Annotated in this window: 18 protein-coding genes; 6 read left to right on the top strand and 12 right to left on the bottom strand. The window is 59.8% G+C overall.

The window, feature by feature from the left end; all coding sequences use genetic code 11:
- Positions 1-621, top strand: a 621-nt coding sequence (locus QP965_RS09435) for an IS3 family transposase (RefSeq protein WP_284852691.1), incomplete at its 5' end; no start/stop codon positions are given.
- Between the two features lie 240 nt (positions 622-861).
- Complete coding sequence (locus QP965_RS09440) at positions 862-1,572, top strand: ASCH domain-containing protein (RefSeq protein ID WP_284844804.1); 711 nt, start codon at positions 862-864, stop codon at positions 1,570-1,572.
- A gap of 94 nt (positions 1,573-1,666) precedes the next feature.
- Here QP965_RS09440 and QP965_RS09445 read toward each other — a convergent pair whose 3' ends face one another.
- Entirely contained in the window at positions 1,667-1,984 is a 318-nt protein-coding gene (locus tag QP965_RS09445) for a hypothetical protein (RefSeq protein ID WP_284852692.1), read from the bottom strand.
- 185 nt (positions 1,985-2,169) lie between these two features.
- On the opposite strand from QP965_RS09445, the gene QP965_RS09450 reads away from it, so the two are divergent.
- Positions 2,170-2,835 carry a sugar O-acetyltransferase gene (locus QP965_RS09450; RefSeq protein ID WP_284844802.1) on the top strand — a complete coding sequence of 222 codons (666 nt, stop codon included), beginning with the start codon at positions 2,170-2,172 and terminating at the stop codon, positions 2,833-2,835.
- Positions 2,836-5,103 (top strand): ATP-dependent RNA helicase, encoded by a 2,268-nt coding sequence (locus QP965_RS09455; protein ID WP_284844801.1) that lies wholly within the window; start codon positions 2,836-2,838, stop codon positions 5,101-5,103. It abuts the gene before it with no gap.
- Here the strand turns inward: QP965_RS09455 and QP965_RS09460 are convergent, their stop codons facing one another.
- On the bottom strand, positions 5,104-5,874 hold the full coding sequence (locus QP965_RS09460) for a TSUP family transporter (RefSeq protein ID WP_284844800.1): 771 nt from the start codon (positions 5,872-5,874) through the stop codon (positions 5,104-5,106).
- A gap of 118 nt (positions 5,875-5,992) precedes the next feature.
- Between QP965_RS09460 and QP965_RS09465 the strand changes: the two genes are divergently transcribed.
- Entirely contained in the window at positions 5,993-7,084 is a 1,092-nt protein-coding gene (locus tag QP965_RS09465) for an AbrB family transcriptional regulator (protein WP_049377100.1), read from the top strand.
- Here QP965_RS09465 and QP965_RS09470 read toward each other — a convergent pair.
- Together QP965_RS09470 and QP965_RS09475 are read right to left on the bottom strand one after the other, a co-directional pair.
- Positions 7,081-8,751, bottom strand: a complete 1,671-nt coding sequence (locus tag QP965_RS09470; protein ID WP_284844799.1) for a DUF885 domain-containing protein — start codon at positions 8,749-8,751, stop codon at positions 7,081-7,083. The two genes, QP965_RS09465 and QP965_RS09470, sit on opposite strands and share 4 nt — an antisense overlap.
- Before the next feature lie 69 nt (positions 8,752-8,820).
- The gene (locus tag QP965_RS09475; RefSeq protein WP_502869819.1) at positions 8,821-9,402 is read right to left on the bottom strand and encodes an LOG family protein; all 582 of its coding nucleotides are present in this window, start codon (positions 9,400-9,402) and stop codon (positions 8,821-8,823) included.
- 96 nt (positions 9,403-9,498) lie between these two features.
- On the opposite strand from QP965_RS09475, the gene QP965_RS09480 reads away from it, so the two are divergent.
- Positions 9,499-10,632, top strand: a complete 1,134-nt coding sequence (locus tag QP965_RS09480) for an ROK family transcriptional regulator (protein ID WP_284844797.1) — start codon at positions 9,499-9,501, stop codon at positions 10,630-10,632.
- Here QP965_RS09480 and QP965_RS09485 read toward each other — a convergent pair.
- The 8 genes from QP965_RS09485 to QP965_RS09520 all read right to left on the bottom strand — a co-directional run bounded on the left by QP965_RS09485 (position 10,615) and on the right by QP965_RS09520 (position 19,334).
- A complete protein-coding gene (locus QP965_RS09485) occupies positions 10,615-11,211 on the bottom strand; it encodes an HAD-IA family hydrolase (RefSeq protein WP_049358984.1) in 597 nt (198 codons plus the stop codon). The two genes, QP965_RS09480 and QP965_RS09485, sit on opposite strands and share 18 nt — an antisense overlap.
- Positions 11,212-11,224: 13 nt before the next feature.
- Positions 11,225-11,578 (bottom strand): hypothetical protein, encoded by a 354-nt coding sequence (locus QP965_RS09490; protein WP_284844796.1) that lies wholly within the window; start codon positions 11,576-11,578, stop codon positions 11,225-11,227.
- Between the two features lie 82 nt (positions 11,579-11,660).
- Positions 11,661-12,161: a ferritin gene (locus QP965_RS09495; RefSeq protein WP_284844795.1), complete on the bottom strand. Its 501-nt coding sequence runs from the start codon at positions 12,159-12,161 to the stop codon at positions 11,661-11,663.
- A gap of 285 nt (positions 12,162-12,446) precedes the next feature.
- Positions 12,447-13,928, bottom strand: a complete 1,482-nt coding sequence (locus QP965_RS09500; protein ID WP_284844794.1) for a SulP family inorganic anion transporter — start codon at positions 13,926-13,928, stop codon at positions 12,447-12,449.
- A gap of 21 nt (positions 13,929-13,949) precedes the next feature.
- Positions 13,950-14,462 (bottom strand): phosphoribosyltransferase, encoded by a 513-nt coding sequence (locus tag QP965_RS09505; RefSeq protein ID WP_005326355.1) that lies wholly within the window; start codon positions 14,460-14,462, stop codon positions 13,950-13,952.
- A 73-nt stretch (positions 14,463-14,535) separates the two neighbouring features.
- A complete protein-coding gene (gene amn, locus QP965_RS09510) occupies positions 14,536-15,939 on the bottom strand; it encodes an AMP nucleosidase (protein WP_284844793.1) in 1,404 nt (467 codons plus the stop codon).
- A gap of 88 nt (positions 15,940-16,027) precedes the next feature.
- Complete coding sequence (locus QP965_RS09515; protein WP_284844792.1) at positions 16,028-16,747, bottom strand: response regulator; 720 nt, start codon at positions 16,745-16,747, stop codon at positions 16,028-16,030.
- The gene (locus QP965_RS09520) at positions 16,740-19,334 is read right to left on the bottom strand and encodes an ATP-binding protein (protein WP_284844791.1); all 2,595 of its coding nucleotides are present in this window, start codon (positions 19,332-19,334) and stop codon (positions 16,740-16,742) included. Before QP965_RS09520 ends, QP965_RS09515 begins: the two co-directional genes overlap by 8 nt.
- Positions 19,335-19,337: the final 3 nt, after the last annotated feature.

Consider the following 19,337-nt stretch of genomic DNA (forward strand, 5'->3'; position numbering starts at 1 on the left):
AAAGGCAAAGGCAGATCACCTCTCACAACCCGTAAGCCTAACGTGCCTGATCTGCGCCCAGACTTGGTCGAGCGTGAATTCAAAGCCCCCGGACCGAACAAACTGTGGGTGGCTGACATTACGTATGTGCGCACGAAGAAAGGCTTTGTGTATGCCGCGTTTGTCACCGACGTTTACTCCCGACGGATCGTTGGGTGGGCGTTATCAGACTCCATGCGCACCGAAGCGTTGCCGCTGCAAGCTCTTAATCAGGCGATCGTGTGTGCTGAGGAAACAACAAGTCTCATTCACCATTCGGATCACGGCTCGCAGTACGTCAGCGTGGTCTACAACGAGCGCCTTGCCCAGCACGGGATTGCCGCTTCCACCGGAACTGTCGGGGATTCTTATGACAATGCTCTGGCTGAAAACGTTAACGGCTCCTACAAGAACGAGCTGATCCATACTCGCAGGTGGGAGGATGTTGTCGAGGTAGAAATCGCGACGTTCGAGTGGGTGTCATGGTGGAACGAGATGAGGCTTCACCAAAGCTTGGGATACCGAACCCCAGTCGAAGTGGAAACCGATTTTTGGAAGCAGAAACCGCCACAGGAAATAATAGAAATCAAGGCAAATGCCTAGGAACAAAACTCGGGGCACTTCATCGCAGTATGGCATGGCCACTCCACATACGTACTAAAGAGCGGCCGAATCCCGGCTTTAGACTAGCTCTTATTGCTTGATTGAACCATGAATATGCAGTTAAAACACTGCAGTTGCCAATCTCTGCTCGGCTATACCCAAGCATGGTGGAAACCCCCAATGTTCCTGATCTCCGTCGTCACCTAGATGAAGCGCGTTGGCAATTATTACCCTTAAAGAGTGATTACCAACGAACTTCGAGATTTACTGGCCAAAGCAACCACCCATGCACAGCGTTTTCAAGACGGAGAAGACCACACTGTAGCCGCAGCGCTCCTTACCAAATCAGGAAAACACGTACTCGGTTTGAACGCGCACCACTTCCTCGGTGGTCCTTGCGGGGAGATCTCGGCTTTAGCCAACCATGCTGCTAGTTATCCAGAGGACCCAATCCAAGCAGTAGTCGCCGTATACGGACCTACTGGTCAAGTTATTCCTCCCTGCGGTAAATGCCGCCAGGTGCTTTTTGATGTTGATCCGTCCATTCGGTGCATCGTGCGCGGAAGCAATGGACTTGAAGCACCTACCGTAGAAGAACTCTTGCCATTCGCATTCAACTGGCGAGAAATGGAACAAGAGCAGCGCATCTACATGTGGGAAGGCTACGAGGAATCAATTCGTAGCGGAGAAAAGCAACAAACCATCCGGGTAGACGATCCTTTCCATGAAGGAAGTGCCCAAATTGTCTTCGAGAAAGAATCCGGAGAGGTCGTCACTATCCCGGCACAGGTTACGTCCGTTGTCTCTACCCAGCGAAGTGAATTGTCGGAAAAGCAAGCTAGAAATGACGGTTTTGGCTCTCTCACCGAGCTTCAGGAAGCGCTAGATACTCACTATCCCGGATTAGGTGACGATGACGAAGTAGACGTCGTAGAGTTCAAACTGCGATAATCCATCCAGAACAAAAGGTGAAATCGCCCTCCTCCCCACGTGCAGAATTCGCCTAATCCATAGCGTCGTAATTGCGGTGTGAAGATTGCGGGGGCTAACGCTGGGGGTCTTCTAATTCCCTTATCCAGAAATCCATCATCTCAGCGGTAGGATTCGGGGAGGAAAACACTTCACTCGCTACTTCCCGAGGAGACCAACTATCCGGAAGGTCATGAAATCCTGCGCCGACCTTTCCAAGCGTCACTGCTGAGGAGTTTTTGACTGCGCTAAGGATGGTAACGACATCGTCATACGTAGCATCAAACGAGTCTTTCCCATTCGCCCCAGTTGCATCAGCAATACAGATCCAGTCATTGAGTTCCGCCATATCGCTCAAAATATTATCGATGATTTTTCTTGAATCTGTTTCCATATGCTCACTCGTTGTGTTTGCGCCTTCTACTAGCACTCAACCTTAACTCTGAGAATTAGCAACCGCTTTGCCAATGTTGGCTACGATTTTTATCGAACCAGCAAAAGCGGCCCGTGGGGTTTGTGATTTACCGGGAACCTAAGTGAATTTTGCAGGTGCCTACTAAGCACCACTCGCCCTCTACAATGACACCCATGGATGCACAAAGGCGGCAGGACTTGGAACGCTACGGCTCATGGGAGCGGATGACCGGTGGGGAGTGGTTCTTGCCGAGCATGCCGGAGGCGAAGGAAGAGCACCAGCGCACTTTTCGCTTGGTTAAGCAGCTCAATGAGCTGCACAATACGGACCAGAAGCGTGCCGAAGGCATCCTGCGCGAGATACTGCCGGAAGAATCTGCGGTGCCGGGCCTGCACGTTCCGCTGAACCTAGAATACGGCTGCAATTTGGTGTGCGGTGAACGCGTCTTTATTAATTTCGGTGCCACCATCTTGGCGCAGGCCAAGGTGACGCTCGGCGATGGCGTCATGATAGGCCCGAATTGCTCCCTGATTACGGTGGGGCATCCGGTCAATGATCATGAGATGCGCGCCGGTGGGTGGGAAATTGCCAAGCCCATCACCGTCGGTGAGAACACCTGGTTCGGCGCCAATGTCACCGTGCTGCCGGGGATTACCATTGGGAAGAACTGCGTCGTAGGCGCGGGCACGCTTATTACCACCGATATCCCGGATAATTCGCTGGTCCTGGGATCACCCGGCCGCGTGGTGCGCAAGCTGGAAGACAATGAGGAGGCCTGGGAGCGCCAGGATCTCAACGGCCCCGTCGAGGGTTTTGGAGCCGCCAACTAAATGTTTGATCTCGCCAGAATCGGCGCGGGCCTGCCCGTAGCCGAGACCATCGATTCGCTGCCGAGCTCCGGAAACGTTGTCATTCAGGCCCCGCCCGGTACGGGTAAAACCACGCTCGTGCCACCGGCGCTGGCCAATCATGCGGCAGGTCGCGGCAAGGTCATCGTCACCGCCCCGCGCCGTGTGGCTGTGCGTGCGGCCGCGCAGCGCCTGAGTACTCTCAGCGGCACCCCGGACAAGGTGGGCCTTGCCATCCGCGGTGAGTCCCGCAAGGGCAGTGAGGTCGAGTTCGTCACGCCGGGTGTGCTGCTGCGCCGCCTGCTCAAGGAGCCAGAACTCGAGGGCGTAGCCGCCGTTGCCATCGATGAGGTCCACGAGCGCCAGCTCGATACGGATCTGGTGCTGGGCATGTGCCTGGAACTAGCCGAGCTACGCGAGGACTTCCGCGTCATCGCCATGTCCGCCACCGTGGATGCACAACGCTTTTCCCAGCTCATGGACGCCCCCGTCCACGTCACCGAGGCAGTCACCCACCCGCTCGATATCCACTACGCCCCCATGCCGGGCAGGGCGGCGGGGGCGAGGGAGTTTTACGGGGACGTCGCCAAGCAAGCAGCCCGCCAGCACGAATCAACGCTGGTCTTTGTGCCCGGCGTGCGCGAGGTCAACCTCGTGTGCGAGGCGCTGGACGGCCATAATGTTTTCCCGCTGCACGGCAAGCAAACCACCGCGGAGCAAGACGCCGCGCTGTATACCGATGAGCAGCGCATCGTCGTGGCTACCTCCATCGCGGAGTCCTCGCTTACCGTGCCGGGCGTGCGCGTAGTGGTGGATGCCGGGCTCTCCCGCGTTCCCCGGCGCGATGCGCAGCGTGGCATGTCCGGGTTGGTGACGGTGTCTACCTCGAAGTCGAGCGCCGATCAGCGCGCTGGTCGTGCCGGCCGTGAGGCACCTGGCACCGTCATTCGCTGCTACTCGCAGGATGATTACCAGCACTTTTCTCCGCATACCACCCCGGAGATCTTGTCCGCGGATCTGACCCAGGCCGCGCTATTTCTGGACTGCTGGGGCGCGGGCCCGGATTTCCCATTACTCGATCCCCCGCCGGCCCCGGCCCTTGCGGCCGCGCACGCCACCCTTGAGCGCATTGGTGCCACGCAGGAGCTCGCCCTCCTGCCCACCGATCCGCGCCTCGGCGCCTCCTTGCTCCGGCACGGCAGTCAGGCCGCGCCCATTATTGCCTCGCTTGCCGACGCCCCCTTAACCCCCAACCTCACCCGTCACCGCCCACCCCACAGGGAGGTCAAGCGGCTCGCCCGCCTCGTCGACGATCTCGGCCCCGCCGATCCCGGAGAGGTCGTCGCCACTGCCTTTCCCGAGCAGGTGGCCAAGCGCGTGGGCGAGGATTACCTGCTGGCCAGCGGCACCCGCGCACGGCTGCTGGATAACTCGGGCCTGGCCGGCGCCCCGTGGCTCGCCATCGCGGAGGTATCCCTGTCCAACGCGGGCAATGCCATCATCCGCTCGGCCGCCCGCATCGAGGAAACCGCAGCCCTCGAGACCATCGGCGTCACCGAGGAGACCCGCGCCTTCCTGCGCGATGGCCGCGTGCGCGGCATCAAGGTCAAGGCTGCGGGCGCCATCACGCTCTCAGAAACCCCAGTCAAGGTCACCGGCCCCGCGGCCGAGGAGGCGCTTGCCGCCGGCATCCGTAAGGAAGGCTTGGGACTTTTCACCTTCAGCAAGAAAGCCCAGAGCCTCAAAGACCGCCTGCGCCACCTACACGCTCACTATGGCGCGCCTTGGCCCGATGTCGATTCCGCGGATCCCGCCGAGTGGCTCGGCCCCGAACTGCACAGTATTGCGGAGGGAACTCCCGCCGCCAAGCTCGACATGTATCCCGCGCTGCAACGCCTCCTGCCCTGGCCGGAAGCCACCCACCTGGACGAGCTCGCCCCCGAGCGCCTCCCGGTTCCCTCCGGCCGCGATGCCGCCATCGACTGGTCCGGCGATCGCCCCATGGTCCACATCAAGCTGCAGGAATGCTTCGGCTTGGCCGAATCCCCCGAATACTGCGGCCACCGTGTGCAATTCCACCTGCTCTCCCCCGCCGGCCGCCCGCTCGCGGTGACCGATGATCTCGCCAGCTTCTGGTCCGGCCCTTATGCCGGCGTGCGCGCCGATATGCGCGGCCGCTACCCCAAGCACCCATGGCCGGAAGACCCGTGGAATGCGGTGGCTACCGCGCGCACCAAGAACCGGATGTAGCTAACCCCACTGCTGCCAGCCGAGGTAGCAGCTCATAACCACGACCAGGATGAGCAGCGCGTAGCGAATCAACTTGGCGCCGCCGCCCAACACGGTGCGCGCGCCCAGCTGCGCGCCGGCGATATTCGCCACCGCGAGCACGATGCCGAGCGTCCACCACACGTGTCCACCGATAATGAAAACAATGAGCGCACCTAGATTGGTGGCGGTATTGACCACCTTGGCCATGGCTGCAGAGGTCAGGAAGCTCTGGGCAAAGATGGAGGTAAAGGCCATGATCAAAAACATGCCGGTGCCCGGACCAAAAATGCCGTCGTAGAAGGAAATAATGCCGGAAAGCACGAGGACCACGACGGTGCGCCAACCGCCGCGGATGCCGGCCGCGTCGCTGCTGCCAAAGTCTGGCTTGAAGGCCACGAAGATGCCCACGGCCACCATGAGGACAATGATGATGGGGCGCATGACGTCTTTATCTAGGCTCGAGGCCACGCTGGCTCCCAGCCCAGAGCACACCAGCGCGATGAGGATAAAGCGCGCCATTTCCGCCTTATCTAACTTCACCTTGCGCGCAAGGGTCACGGCTGCCGAGCCGGTGCCAGTTACCGAGGCCAGCTTGCTCGTTCCCAACGCCGCCGCAGGCGCGAGGCTGGGAAGGACTGCGAGCAGCAGCGGGATGAGGATCAATCCTCCACCGCCGATGACCGCATCGATCCACCCCGCAGTCGCGGTACCGAGGAAGAGAATCACCCACTGCGCCACATCGATTTCCATGCCCCGATCATAAATCTTTAATCATGTATTGTGATAACTCGCCCCTATCCGCTGCCCGCGGTAATGAAAGGAAGGGGCGCTAGACTCAAGTCGCAGAGGTAATTTGAGGAGGGCGCGCATGGCCGCACAGCAGGAAAGCAGTGGACTTAATGCCCACACCGTGGCGCGGTGGGCTATCGTCGTCCCAATCTCTGTCCTTTTGGGCTGGCTATTTAACTTGTGGCATGTGCCCGCCGCGTGGATTCTGGCGGCCATTATCGCCTCGGGCGCCATGGCTCTCATTACTGGCGAAGATCTCCAGGTCAACCGGACTTTTTATAATATGTCCCGCGGTTTTATCGGCATGATGGCAGCGCTGCCCCTCACCGTGGTGCCGCTGGGCCAGCTGGTCGGTTTCCTGCCCGCGGCGGTGACGATGTCCTTTGTCACCATCATGGTTGGCATCGTCGGCGGCTTGCTGTTGCACCGCGCGCAGCCGCGCGATGTGTCCTCCGAAACCGGCATTTTATCCATGCTGCCGGGTGGTGCCTCGCTGATGCCCGCGCTTGCCGACGAACTCGGTGCCGACTACCGCTACGTCGCCCTCACCCAGTACCTGCGCTTATTGGTGGTCTCCGTATCGCTACCGGCCGTCGTCGCGCTGCTTGATACCCCGGCCGGTAAAGGCGCGGACCTCACGGTGGAGGGAGAAACCACGTGGTGGATCATCGCGCTCGTTCTTGCCATCGCCTTGCTGGGCGAGAAATTGGGAAAGCTGCTGCACCTGCCCGCCACGGCCGTGCTCGGCCCCCTTCTGCTGACGGTGCTGGTCTCCTTCGTGCTGCCGGAGGGCCACACGCTTGAGCCGCTCTATGTCTTTAAGGTGATGGCATTCTTATCCATCGGCTGGGTCTGCGGCGGCGGGCTATCGCTGCCCGCACTCAAGGCCTTTGCCAAGCAATTGCCCGCCACGGTTCTTTTCATCGTAGTCATCATCGGCATCTGCGCGGCCACCGCTTGGCCGCTGACCAAGTGGTTGCACATCTCCTACTTCGAGGCCTACCTGGCCACGAGCCCCGGCGCGCTCGAGACGGTGCTTGCGCTCTCCGCCGAGGGCGGAGCCGGACCAGCGGTCATCGCGGTACAGCTCACCCGGCTCATTGCGGTGCTCGTCATCGCAGGCTACCTGCCGCAGCTGCTGCGGCTGGCGAAGCGCCTGCTGCGGCGTTAGTTGCCCAGCACGGCCTCGCGCAGGACGGACATCGGCACGGAGCCCAAGGCGAGGGCCTCCGAGTGGAACTCGCGCGCGCTCATGCCCTGCTTCTCGGCCTCGGCGCGAGTTTCCTGCCACAGGCGCTGACCCAGCGCATAGGACGGCGCCTGGCCCGGCCAACCGAGGTAGCGGTTGACCTCGAAGTTGAGGTTGGCATCATCCATGGCGGTGTTTTCGCGCATGAAGGTCTTTACGTGCGCCTTGTCCCAAACGCCGGAGGTAGAGCAATCCGGCAGCTGCTTGCCCAGGTGCAATCCGATGTCCACGACCACGCGGGCGGCGCGCAGGCGTTGCGCATCCAACATGCCCATGCGGAAGCCCGGATCATCCATGTAGCCCAGCTCGGCCATGAGCTGCTCGGCGTAGAGCGCCCAGCCCTCGCCGTGGCCGGAGTTCCACGTCACCGCGCGGCGCCACAGGTTGAGGTCTTCTTGCACCAGTGCGGAGCCGAGCTGCAGGTGGTGGCCCGGAACACCCTCGTGGTGGACGGTGGTCAGCTCCTGCCAGGTGTGGAAGGTGTCCTGGCCCTCTGGCACGGACCACCACATGCGGCCCGGGCGGGAGAAGTCATCACTCGGCGGGGTATAGAAAATGCCGCCAGTGCCGGCCGGATCGATGCAGCACTCGATCTCTTCTACTTCCTCCGGAATATCGAATTCCTTGCCGTTGAGCTCAGCGATGACGCCATCGGCGGTGGACTGCATCCACTCCACCAGCGCATCGGTGCCGCGCAGGGTATAGCGGTCCTCGTGGTTGAGCTTGCGCATCGCCGAGCGCACCGAACACTCGGAGCCGTAGAGCTCGTGGGCGATCTTTTCCTGCTCCGCGCGCAGGCTGCGCACCTGGTCGAGGCCCCATTCATAGGCCTCGTCGAGGTTGACGGCATCGCCCACAAAGAGCTTGGAAAAGCGCTCGTAGCGCTCGCGACCCACGGCGTCCTTGGTGGGCGCCTGGGGCTGCAGATCATTGGAGAGCCAATCGGAGAACTCGCCAAAGGCCTCCTTGGCCTGCTGCACCTCGGCGGAGTCGGCGTCGAGGCCGAGGGACTCGAGCATCGAGTCGGCGTCGGCAAGCCGCTCGCACTGCACAATAACCTCAGAGATCTGGCGGTGCGGTGCCACCATGCCGTGGGAGGCTGCTTCCTCCAAGGAGCTGCGGTATCCGGCCAGGGAGGTCTTCACCTGGGATAGGCGGGAGCGAATGGCATCGCGGTCCTCATCCGTGTCCTGCGGCATGAGCAGCAGGGTATCGCGGATGGTCTGCACCGGGGAGGCGATGTTATTCAGGCAGCGCACGTCCTCGCTGTGGTGGTGCAGATCTAGTTCAAGGCAGAGGCGATCGCGCAGGACGGCCGCGGTGACATAGTCCACGTCATCAAAGTCATCCTCATCATCGGACTCATCGGTGGTGTCATCCAAGGCATCCAAGTCTGCCACCATTTCGCGGGTGCGGTCTGCGATGGCGGTGAAGTACTCGGGGGAGAAATCCTGCAATTCGCCCTCGTAGCCGTCAATGCCCCACGCGGTGGCATCGGTGGGGGAAAGCTCGGCTAGGTCGTGAACGAAGTTATCGCACGAAGCGTCCAGTAGAGAGGGCTGGCGCTTAGCGGTCTGCTCAGAACTCATAACGAGGAAGTCTATCCCTAAGTATCGCCTATAGGCCACCCGGGCGGGCTGAAGTTGCGAACTTGTTAACTAATCGTTGTCCCACTTGGTTCCGGGGTAGCTCCAGCCGCTGAATTTATCTAAGATATCCTGCGGTTTCTCCTCCATCACCAAGGCGTCAACAAAACGCGGCAAGATGAAGCCGGACTCGGCCATGGCGGCGTACATGGCGTGGAACGGGCGCCAAAAGTCCTCCGTATTAACAAGGCCTACCGGGCCGCGGATGTGGCCCAGCTGCTGCAGGGTGAGCACCTCGGTGAGCTCTTCGAGGGTGCCGACGCCACCGGGAAGGCAAATATAGGCATCAGCAAGCTGCTCCATGCGGGTCTTGCGCTCGGCCATGGAGCCGACCACCTCGAGGGTGGTCAGACCGGGGTGGGAAATCTCCAGGTCCACCAGTGACTGCGGCATCACGCCGGTGACGGTACCGCCGGCGGCCAGGCAGGCCTCTGCCACCTCGCGCATCAGGCCGATATTGCCGCCGCCGTAGACCAGGGTCAGGCCGCGTCGGGCCAGCTCCGTGCCCAATTCCTGTGCCGCCTGCGTATAGGCCGGCGAGTTTCCTGTTGCTGAACCACAATAAACCGCTACTGACTGCATGCTCTCCAGCATAGATATCTGCGCGCCCACCACCACCTTTAGACCATTCGGTACATGGTGCATTTAAGAGATTAGACAAAGCAGTCTGGAATATTTATACTTCTTTTTATGATCAAACCTGGCCCAGTGTTCACGCGCCCCCGCACACCGGCCGCAAAGTGCCTTCATTTGGTGCGCCTGAACCCGATCATCACCCGGAGCGAGCTGGTGGAAGCCACCGGGCTTTCCCAGCCCACCATCACGCGCGCCACTACTTCCCTACTCAACGCGGGCCTCATCCAGGAACGCACCGACCTCACCCAGTCCCGCGGGCGCGGCCGGCCAACGGTGCCGCTTGAGGCGGCCGATAATGACTGGGCGCTCGGCGGCATTTCCGTGGGCACCAAACAGACCTACATCGGCCTTTATGACATCAAGGGCCGCACGTTGAGCGAAGAGGAATTGACCACCCCGGTGGCTAACCTCAGCGAGGATGACTTCCTCGAGCACATCATGGCCGGCATCAACCGCATGATGACCAACCTGAACCACCGCTTGGTCTCCCTCGGCGTGACCACCTCCGGCACCGTGGATGATAACGGCCTGGTCACCGCGGAAAACCTCAATTGGCACGGCGTGGACATTGCCGAGCGCCTGCGCTTCCAGTTCGGCGTACCCGTGGTGGTCTCCTCCGCCATCCCGGCCATCCTCGGCTCCGAAACCCAGGCGGCCGAGATTGGTACCAGCGAGCGCGTTCTGGTGCTCTTCGCGGATGATTCCATCGGCTCGGCGCTCTCCGTAGAAGACGAGGTCAGCCCCATTATTCCCGTGCCGCAAACGCACTCTGAGCTCCTTGGCCGCGGCGCCTCCGAGCGCCTGCTGGCCACCCAGCACGTCCTAGAGAAGGTGCGTCACGAGGGCGTGGAGGCAGCCACGCTTGCCGACGCCGCCCAGGTAGCCGACTCCCACCCCACCATCCGCGCCATTTTGGACGAGCGCGCCCGCCAATTGGGCGCCATCGCTACGGAACTGGTCAAGGCTCACTCCCCGGCCACCGTGGTCATCGCCGGCGGCGCGTTTACCGACGACCCGAAGGCCCCCAAGCAATTCGCCGCCACCGTCCGCGCCTCCGCAGGCGATGAGTTGCAGCTGCGAATGATCCCCAGCCATAAGGAGATTGTCCGCGCAGTAGCCCGCACCGTGGCCACCGACCAGCTCCTGCGCCAACCGCTGGAGCTGGGCCGCTCACTCCAGTGTGCTTAGCACCTCGCGTACCGAGTCGATGCCGCGAAAGAGGTGGGCATTGAGCCCGCAGTAACTAGCACCCTCCACGTAATCGATGCGGTCATCAAAAAAGTGCGTATCTTTCGGCTGCGCGGACAGCGCATCCACGGCTACACGATAGGCCTCTGGGTGCGGCTTTGACAGCCCAATATCGCAGCTGAAGGCCACCGCCGCGCAGTCCTCCAGCCACGTATGCTTCTCACGCACCTGCCCCGCCAGCGTGGTGGGAATATTGGACAAAATGCCTACACTATACCCTTCCCCGATAAGCCCCTTGACCAAAGCGACCATCTCCTGGTCGGCCTCCAGCAAACCGCGGTTTTCACACGCTACCGCCTCCGCGACGGGTATCTCCCCCAACCCTGCGCGGGCCGCTACCTCATTCCAAAAGTGGCTATCACTAAAGATGCCGGCATCATAGTCCGGGCGATAAAACCCGTAGGCCTCCCACATCGCCGCTGGATCGGGCGGCGCCACAAGGCGCTCCAAGTCCGCATGACTTTCTGGGGTGGCCGGGCGCATGAGCACGCCATACATATCAAAGAGGAGTTTGGGCATAACGAAAGCCAGTTTATGCGCGTTTCGGCGCCTGGGTCAGCACGGCCACGATTCCCACGCCCGCACCAGTGACAAAGATGGGCAGCATCGCGGAGGCTTGTTCTATAGACAAGGCGAAAATGCCGCCGATCGCGCCGATGAGCAGCATGCCACCGAGGCTGTACAGCGAGCGCGTAACCAAGCCGCGCTTGCCCGCGGCACCGTAAACCAGCAGCGCGAGCCCGGCGAATGGGCCGAGCATGAGCGCCGCGGTGGTCAGAAATACCCCCAAGGCCACGTGCGTGGACATGATTGCCGCTCCCACGATGAGAAAGAGCGCCAGAACGAACAGGGTTATGGCGCACAAAGCCTTGCGTTGCGTTGACATAGAAACAATCCTCCCACCATTCCGCAGTGTCGTGGGAGGATTGCTTTAAATCTTGATGGGTTTGTTATTCACCTAGGCGCGCTTAGGCAGCGCCGCCTTCGGTACGACCAGCCAGGCGCTCATCGATGCGCAGCAGGCCAGAGCCGTCATTTCCTACTAGCTTGATCTGGTCCAGAATCTCAGAAACGGTAGCTTCTTCTTCCACCTGCTCGCTCAGGAACCAGTCAACGAGTTGGCGGGATTCCAGGTCCTGTGCGTCCAGCGCCGCGCGAGCGATGGTACGGATTTCCTCGGAGACCTTCTGCTCGTGCTCGAGGGAAGCCTGGAAAGCATCCTGCGGGTTAGCAGCCTTCACGGAACCAACCGGGATGTCAGTGAGCTCTACGCGATAACCGCGGGAGAGCAGGTGGTCCGCAATCTTCTCGGCGTGCTCGCGCTCTTCAGCAGCCTGGCCCATGAACCAATCGCGCATACCCGGGAAGGAGAGGTTATCCATCTCAAAGGCCAGCTGGGTGTAGACCATGGAAGCGCCGTACTCGCTAATGACCTGGTTATTCAGGAGGGTTTGTAGTTTCTCGTCCATTGTAAAAACCTTTCTGTGCGGGAAAATTAATTAGTGCTAAGCACCACACTACCGAATATTCCCTTGCGATCCAGCAAGGTCTACTTAAGTAAACTTGCACGTCATTATGCTTTTTTAGATTGGATAACCTAAGTTAGCCAAGACAAAGCTAGCCACCGCGCGCAGGCAAAGTTCCCCTAAGAATGCGAGGTCATCGCGGATCCTTTGCATTTACGCGGACGCGAGCCCGGGACCAGTTCGGCGCCTACCGCTTGAGACCCCGCACCCTAATCCGTAAATGTGATATTAGTCACCTAAGCGGCCACTAAGGTGGTTGAGGCGCTGCGCGCTCGCTCCTTCCAGGCCACGGAACTCTACCTCGATGCCTCGCTCGGCATACTTCTTCTGCACCGCATCCAGCGTCGCCACGGTGGAGGCATCCCATACCTCAGCCTCGGTCATGTCTACCACCACGCGCTGGGCATCCAGCGTGTAATCGAAGGCGTAGACCAAGTCATTGGAAGAGGCGAAGAAAAGCTGGCCGCGCACCGCATACTCGGCATCGCCCACTTGTTGTACCTCCACCAGGTGCGCCACGCGGCGGGCAAAGCCAATGGATGCTGTCACCACGCCGAGCACCACTCCGACCGCTAAGTTATGTGTGGCCAGCGTACCTACCACGGTCACGAGCATCACCAGCGTTTCTGATAGCGGCATGAGCTTAAGCGTGTGCGGGTGAACCGAATGCCAATCCACCGTCGTTGCGGCCACGATGATCATCACCGCCACCAGGGCGGCCATCGGAATGCGGCCGACAGTCTCGCCGAGGAGCAGGCAGAGGATAAGGAGGAAGAAGCCCGCGAGGAACGTCGACAAGCGTGTGCGCGCCTGGGATGCCTTCACGCCGATCATGGTCTGGCCAATCATGGCGCACACGCCCATACCGCCAATGGCCGCGGCGAGGATATTGCCCACGCCCTGACCAAAGGACTCGCGCGTTTTATCGGAGTGGGTATCCGTAATATCATCCACCAGCTTGGCCGTTAGCAGCGATTCCATCAGCCCCACCAGCGCCATGCCGAAGGCATAGGGCGCTATCAGCTGCAAGGTATCCAGGTTCCACGGAATATCCGGCACGAAGAGCCCCGGCAGCGAGGTAGGCAGCTCGCCTTGGTCCGCCACATCGGGGACCTTCCAGCCGGCCGCGACCGCAATAATGCTGACCACCACAATGGTAACGAGCGGGGCGGGAATCACCGTGGTCAGCCGCGGTAGCCCCAGCATGATGGCTAGGCCCATGGCCACCAGCACATAGACCATCCACGGCACATCGATAAGGTGCGGCAGCTGCGTAGTAAACATCATGATTCCCAACGCATTGACGAACCCCGTCATCACCGAGCGCGGGATAAAGCGCATGAGCTTGGCGACGCCCAACGCGGCCAAGACCACCTGCATGATTCCCGCCAAGAGCACCGCGGCGACCACGTAGTCATGCCCGTGTTCATGCGCGAGCGGTGAGACAACGAGCGCCACCGCGCCGGCCGCCGCGGAAATCATCGCCGGCCGGCCGCCGGTAAAGGCGATGGACATTGCCATCACGACGGAGGAGAACAATCCCACCCGCGGGTCCAAGCCCGCAAGGATGGAAAAGCTTAAGACCTCCGGGATCAAAGCAAGCGCCACCGCCAGTCCGCCAAAGACTTCCTTGCGCAGTCGGGCAGGCGAGGAAAATGCATAACGAAAACTGGCGATGACGCCGGTAGGGGCAGGCTGTTCTTTAATCACGCCTGCACATCCTAGTGGACTTTAGGAGCCTTCCTTAAAGGAGCCATCTGCAGTGATAACAGGCAGCACGGACCAGGCGAAGTTGATCCACTGATCGGTCTTCTTCCACGAGAAGTCCGGTTCAAAGATGGTCTTCGGCTTGGTATAAATGACGGCCGAGCGCACCTCGTCTGCGGTTTCCTTAAGCAGATTAACCACCAGATCCAGGGTCTTGCCGGAGTCCGCGACGTCATCTACTACCAGTACCTTCTTGCCCTTTAGCGAGTCCGTATCCAACTGCGGGGACAAGATGATCGGCTCTTCCAAGGTCTGTCCGATATCGGTGTAGAACTCCACATTGATAGCGCCCATGGCCTTCACACCGATGGCATAACCGATAGCACCGGCTGGAATGAGGCCGCCGCGGGCGACGCCCACGATGAGGTCAGGGAACCAACCAGATTCCACAATCTGTTCCGACAGGTTACGGCTCGCCTCGCCGAAGACCTCCCAGGTGAGGTTTTCCCGGTCCGGGTGGATCCAATTTTCAGTCACGATTGTGTGGCTCCTTTTGCGTCATGGGATTTCTTTGTAGTTTAACGAGCATTGCCTGCCAAAGAAAAGGCACCTACCGGAATGGAACCTCGCCCAAAGTCCGGCGTAGCTTGCGCGTGCGCAGGCGCTCCGGATTTTCGGCTAGATGCTCCATCGCGCGCACCGCGCACATTACGTGAGCTTCCTTCGAATTGGAGTAGAAGGCCTGCGCCTGGGCCGGCAGCTTCGGCACCGCGTGCAGCGGCAGGTCAGAGACCGAAAGCAGAGTTCCATAAGGAACGCGGTAGCGATAGCCATTGGCCGCGAGCGTGCACGATTCCATATCTACGGCCACCGCGGTGGAGGTACGCAGCCACTCCCACAGATCCCGGTTAGTGCGCCACTCCCAATTACGATCATCGGTGGAGAGCACCGTACCAGTTCGCATGAGCGAATTATCGTCGCCATATACCGCCTTCACCGCAGACTCAAGCATGCGCTGTACCTCCGGAATCGCCGGGATGGGAGAGGTCGCCGCAACCTTTTGGTCCAAGATGTGGTCATTGCGCTGGTAGGCATTGCCCAAAATCAAATCCCCGATGCGCATGCGCCCATCCATGCCAGCGCAGTGGCCGATCATGATCCAGGCCTCTGGCCGCAGCACCGCCAAGCAATCCGTAATGGTCTTGGCGTTGGAGGGCCCTACACCGATATTGATCATCGTGATGCCATCACCACCGGCAGTGATCAGATCAAAGCGCGGCATTTGGTAGCGAGAGGTCAAGGTCAGACCATCCACATCTAGGTCCACCGCATCGTTGGGATGGATGGTCTCCCCATTGGGCAGCACCAAGGCGGTATAGCGCGAGTCTTCCCTGGTCAGCTCGCGCAAACCAAATTTCACAAACTCGGTGGTGTGCATCGCGTAGTTAGTAAACAAAATGTATTTCTGCACCGTATCGACCTCGATGCCGGTGTAATGCTCAATGCGCGCACACGCGATATCAAAACGCTGGGCACCAAAATGGAAGAGGGGCTTTTCCGCACCGTGGAAGGCCTCCCATTCGCCATCAATGATCGCATCATTGACCTCATCCAGCGTCGGACGCGGAATGGGCCCGCGCTCCTGCGGGGCTTTCCTTGTGTCCTTGATGTACTCCGGTGGAATGCGCTGGTCCGATTGACCGACGAAAATATCGCACGGATAATTCCCCGCCAGGCGAGTCAGCTGCTCGTGCAGGTAGTCCCTAATAATGTGCGGCTTGGAGATTACCGCCGAGTACTTGCCGGCCTCGTTAACGTAGCCGAAGGGCTCGGAACGATCGATCGGCTGCCATTTGCGGATATCCACCGTGACCTTGGGATAAACCACATAGCGATAGTCATCAAGGTTTCCTGATTCCAAAGTCTTGCGCGCAAGCTCGCAGGAATTCTCGTAAATCTCGATCAGGCGGTTTACCGCCTCATCAACGGAGTGGACATGCTGCAGATCGGTCATAAGCGCGAGTGTAGCGGGGACTTCGCAGTGCGGCAGCGGTCCGCGCATTTCATTATCAGCAACAAGGCGCAGGAAAGCCGAGGGACGCCTAAACCTGTACTTCTGGGGAGGTAACAAAGCGGTATCCCAACCCGGGTTCAGTAAGCAGATATTGGGGATTAGATGGATCGGTTTCCAGTTTGCGGCGCAATTGCGAGGTATAGATGCGCAGGTAGTGGCTTTGTCCTTCGAAGCCCGGGCCCCAAATCTCTGCGAGCAGATCTTCTTTGCGCACCAAACCGCCGTGGGCACGCAGCAGCGTCGTAAGCACGCCCCACTCAGTGGGGGTCAGGTGAAGAGGCTTTCCTGCCTTGGTGATGGAGTGTCGAGGGACGTCGATCAGCACATCGCCCGCCCGCACCATCGTGGCTTCCCGCTGGGCAGATGGATGCTGGGGACTGCCATGCCGCAAAGCCACGCGCACACGGGCCAAGAGCTCTTCCATAGAAAAGGGTTTGGTCACATAATCATCAGCACCGCGATCTAGGGCCGAGGCACTAAATAGGGGATCGGACCGGGCCGTAAGAATCAGAACGGGAATTGCTGACCACCCTCGAATCCCATCGAGGACCTCCCGCCCATCCATATCCGGCAGACCCATATCCAAAATCACCACATCGGGCTGGTGCTGGGAGACCACCTGCAGACCCTCCGCCCCGGTGCTGGCTGAATACACCTCATACCCACGCGCTTTAAAATTAATACTCAAGGTGGTGAGCAAACGCGGATCATCATCCACAATGACAATCGTGGCCTTCTTATCAGTCATGGCTTTTCTCCTCCCGCAGCGGGAAACTCAGGATAAAGGTCGCTCCTGGAGTGGCCTCTACGGTGATAGTACCGTCCATGGCCTCCACAAATCCGCGTACGACGGAGAGGCCTAAACCTACCCCGTTGTCATTGCTGGTATCTCCCAAGCGCTGAAAGGCTTGGAAAAGCTCTCGCTGCTTTTCCGGTGAAATTCCCGGCCCTTCATCGCTCACACTCAGCTCCACGCGCTCATCTGTAACCTGCGCATCAACGTTGACTGGTCCGCTCGGCGCGTAACGTAAAGCGTTATCGAATAGGTTCGCCAGCACGCGTTCGAGCAAAACGCTATCCGCGCAACAGGTGCGGCCACGGAGTCCAGAACCAATATGAATGCGACCAAGTTGGTCCTTGCTATGCCCAAAGGCACAGGAAGCAATAGCCCGATTGGCTACCTCGTATAACTCCACAGTATCCCGGCGTGCAGTTACCGCTCCTGCACTCAAACGCGAGTGATCCAATAGGTTGGTCACGAGCAGCGTGAGTTGATCAATGCTAGCCGCGGTTTCCGCCAGCAGTATTTCTTGATCCTTTGGACTGAATTCGATTTCGGAATTCCGCAAAGAGGACACAGCCAGCTTGGCCGTTGCTAGGGGCGTGCGCAGATCGTGGCTCACGCTCGATAGCAGTGCACGACGCAATTCATCAGCGGCAGCAATGGCATCGGCACGTGCGGCTTCAGCCGAAAGCTTGTTGCGGCGCACTATGCCGGCTAGGTAACCTGCCACAACCGCCACCAAAGCACGGTCGCGGGCGGATAACGCTGGGCCTTCCATCACAATCTGGACCGTAGTGTCCTCGCTGGAGACCAACGTTTCTACCTCACGTTTATGAGTCTTTGCGGGGATATGCAGGTGTCTACTTTGCCGGGGCGAGGCCGCCGAAGCGTGCCAGGTAGACAGTACGTCCCCGGAGGCGTCAAGAAGCACGGCCTTATGGCAGCCGAAAGTCTCTCCTACCTTGCGAAGCACTGCGTCGATGGGAGATACGTCCGCACGGCGGTTGAGGGCTGCGCGGGAAAAGACCGTCAAGAGCTCAGCATCGCGCGTGGCAATGGCCGCATTATGGTGCTCTATTTTGGTGCGCCGCACTTGTAAGCCCACGGCCAGGGCAATGGCTACCATGACCACGAGGATGACAGCGTTAGCTGGCTCAGCAATATCGAACGTGTACAGGGGCTCGGTAAAGAACCAATTGACCGCCAAGCCCGAGGCAAACGCAATAATTACCGCCGGCCACAGGCCAGCGAGCATGCTCACGAGGAGGATCAGCGCAAAGTAAAAAGCAGAACACGTGCCTGTTCCCAATGCCGAGCCGTCGATGCCTTGCAACAGTGCGGTCAAGGCGATGAAAGCGACAGCTGCGCCTACCCAAGACACCGCCCGGCGCGGGAGGGAATGCAATGGTCGCAGCAGTGGTGAAAGAGGCGAGGGTTTATCGGACGGAAGATTAACAATGTGACAATCAATCTTGCCTGAATCCCGCAACACGGCCTCAGCAACGGTGCCGCGCCAGTGCAGGCCTAAGCGACGCCGTGGTGAAACCCCCAGGACCAACTGGGTGGCGTTGACGCTGCGGGCAAAATTAAGCAGCGCTTCTGGCACCGAGTCACCGGTGACCTGATGCAAACGGGCACCCACGTCCTGAGCCAAGGATTGTAATTTGGCCAGTTGTTGAGCGGAACCTGCAACGGAAGATTCACCGGAAGAAAAGGAGTCCCCAAAAATTACGTGGACTACATGTAGCTCGGCTGAGGATTTGGATGCGATGCGGCGCCCGCGGCGAATGAGCAGTTCTGCATGCGCGACGTTCTGAATGGCCACGACCACCCGCTCCCGCGCCTCCCAGGTATCGGTAATGTCCTGCTCAGAACGGTAGGACGCGAGAGCCTCATCAACCTGGTCCGCCAACCACAACAGGGCAAGCTCCCGCAGTGCAGTCAGATTGCCCACCCGAAAATAATTATTCAACGCTGGGGCAATGCGCGCTTCTTTATAGATTTGGCCATCACTCAAGCGGGTGCGCAAGAGCTGCGGGGATACATCCACCAACTCGATCTCATTCGCCGCACGCACCACCTCGTCTGGCACCGTCTCCTGCGGGGAAATACCGGTGATCTGGTTTATTACGTCATTGAGGCTTTCAAGGTGCTGGATGTTCAGGGTAGAAATCACATCGATTCCTGCGGCTAGGAGTTCCTCTACGTCCTCCCAGCGCTTAGCGTGTTCCTCACCGCGCGGATTGGAATGGGCAAATTCATCGACCAGAACGGTTTCCGGCTGGCGCGAGATGATGGCTGCAGTATCGAGTTCTCCGGTGGATAGCCCGGCGGCGTAGCGCCGCGGGATGGTCTCAAGGCCATCACACAGCGCCCGAGTGAATTCGCGCCCATGATCTTCCACGATGCCAATGACCACATCGCGGCCGGCCAGCACAAGGCCGTGCGCCTCGTTGAGCATTGCACAGGTCTTACCAGACCCAGGCGCCGCGCCGAGGTAGATCTTCAAAGCGCCACGCTTGGTGCGCGCCGGAACTTTCTTGTCGTTCATATA

This window comes from Corynebacterium sp. MSK074 (genome assembly GCF_030229735.1).
Classification (GTDB): Bacteria; Actinomycetota; Actinomycetes; order Mycobacteriales; family Mycobacteriaceae; genus Corynebacterium.

Excerpts from the sequence above, each read along its gene's own strand:
- QP965_RS09445 (WP_284852692.1), bottom strand. The coding sequence starts at position 1,984 with ATGGAAACAGATTCAAGAAAAATCATCGATAATATTTTGAGCGATATG.
- QP965_RS09450 (WP_284844802.1), top strand. The coding sequence starts at position 2,170 with ATGACACCCATGGATGCACAAAGGCGGCAGGACTTGGAACGCTACGGC.
- QP965_RS09455 (WP_284844801.1), top strand. The coding sequence starts at position 2,836 with ATGTTTGATCTCGCCAGAATCGGCGCGGGCCTGCCCGTAGCCGAGACC.
- QP965_RS09460 (WP_284844800.1), bottom strand. The coding sequence starts at position 5,874 with ATGGAAATCGATGTGGCGCAGTGGGTGATTCTCTTCCTCGGTACCGCG.
- QP965_RS09465 (WP_049377100.1), top strand. The coding sequence starts at position 5,993 with ATGGCCGCACAGCAGGAAAGCAGTGGACTTAATGCCCACACCGTGGCG.
- QP965_RS09470 (WP_284844799.1), bottom strand. The coding sequence starts at position 8,751 with ATGAGTTCTGAGCAGACCGCTAAGCGCCAGCCCTCTCTACTGGACGCT.
- QP965_RS09475 (WP_502869819.1), bottom strand. The coding sequence starts at position 9,402 with ATGCTGGAGAGCATGCAGTCAGTAGCGGTTTATTGTGGTTCAGCAACA.
- QP965_RS09480 (WP_284844797.1), top strand. The coding sequence starts at position 9,499 with ATGATCAAACCTGGCCCAGTGTTCACGCGCCCCCGCACACCGGCCGCA.
- QP965_RS09485 (WP_049358984.1), bottom strand. The coding sequence starts at position 11,211 with ATGCCCAAACTCCTCTTTGATATGTATGGCGTGCTCATGCGCCCGGCC.
- QP965_RS09490 (WP_284844796.1), bottom strand. The coding sequence starts at position 11,578 with ATGTCAACGCAACGCAAGGCTTTGTGCGCCATAACCCTGTTCGTTCTG.
- QP965_RS09495 (WP_284844795.1), bottom strand. The coding sequence starts at position 12,161 with ATGGACGAGAAACTACAAACCCTCCTGAATAACCAGGTCATTAGCGAG.
- amn (WP_284844793.1), bottom strand. The coding sequence starts at position 15,939 with ATGACCGATCTGCAGCATGTCCACTCCGTTGATGAGGCGGTAAACCGC.
- QP965_RS09515 (WP_284844792.1), bottom strand. The coding sequence starts at position 16,747 with ATGACTGATAAGAAGGCCACGATTGTCATTGTGGATGATGATCCGCGT.
- QP965_RS09520 (WP_284844791.1), bottom strand. The coding sequence starts at position 19,334 with ATGAACGACAAGAAAGTTCCGGCGCGCACCAAGCGTGGCGCTTTGAAG.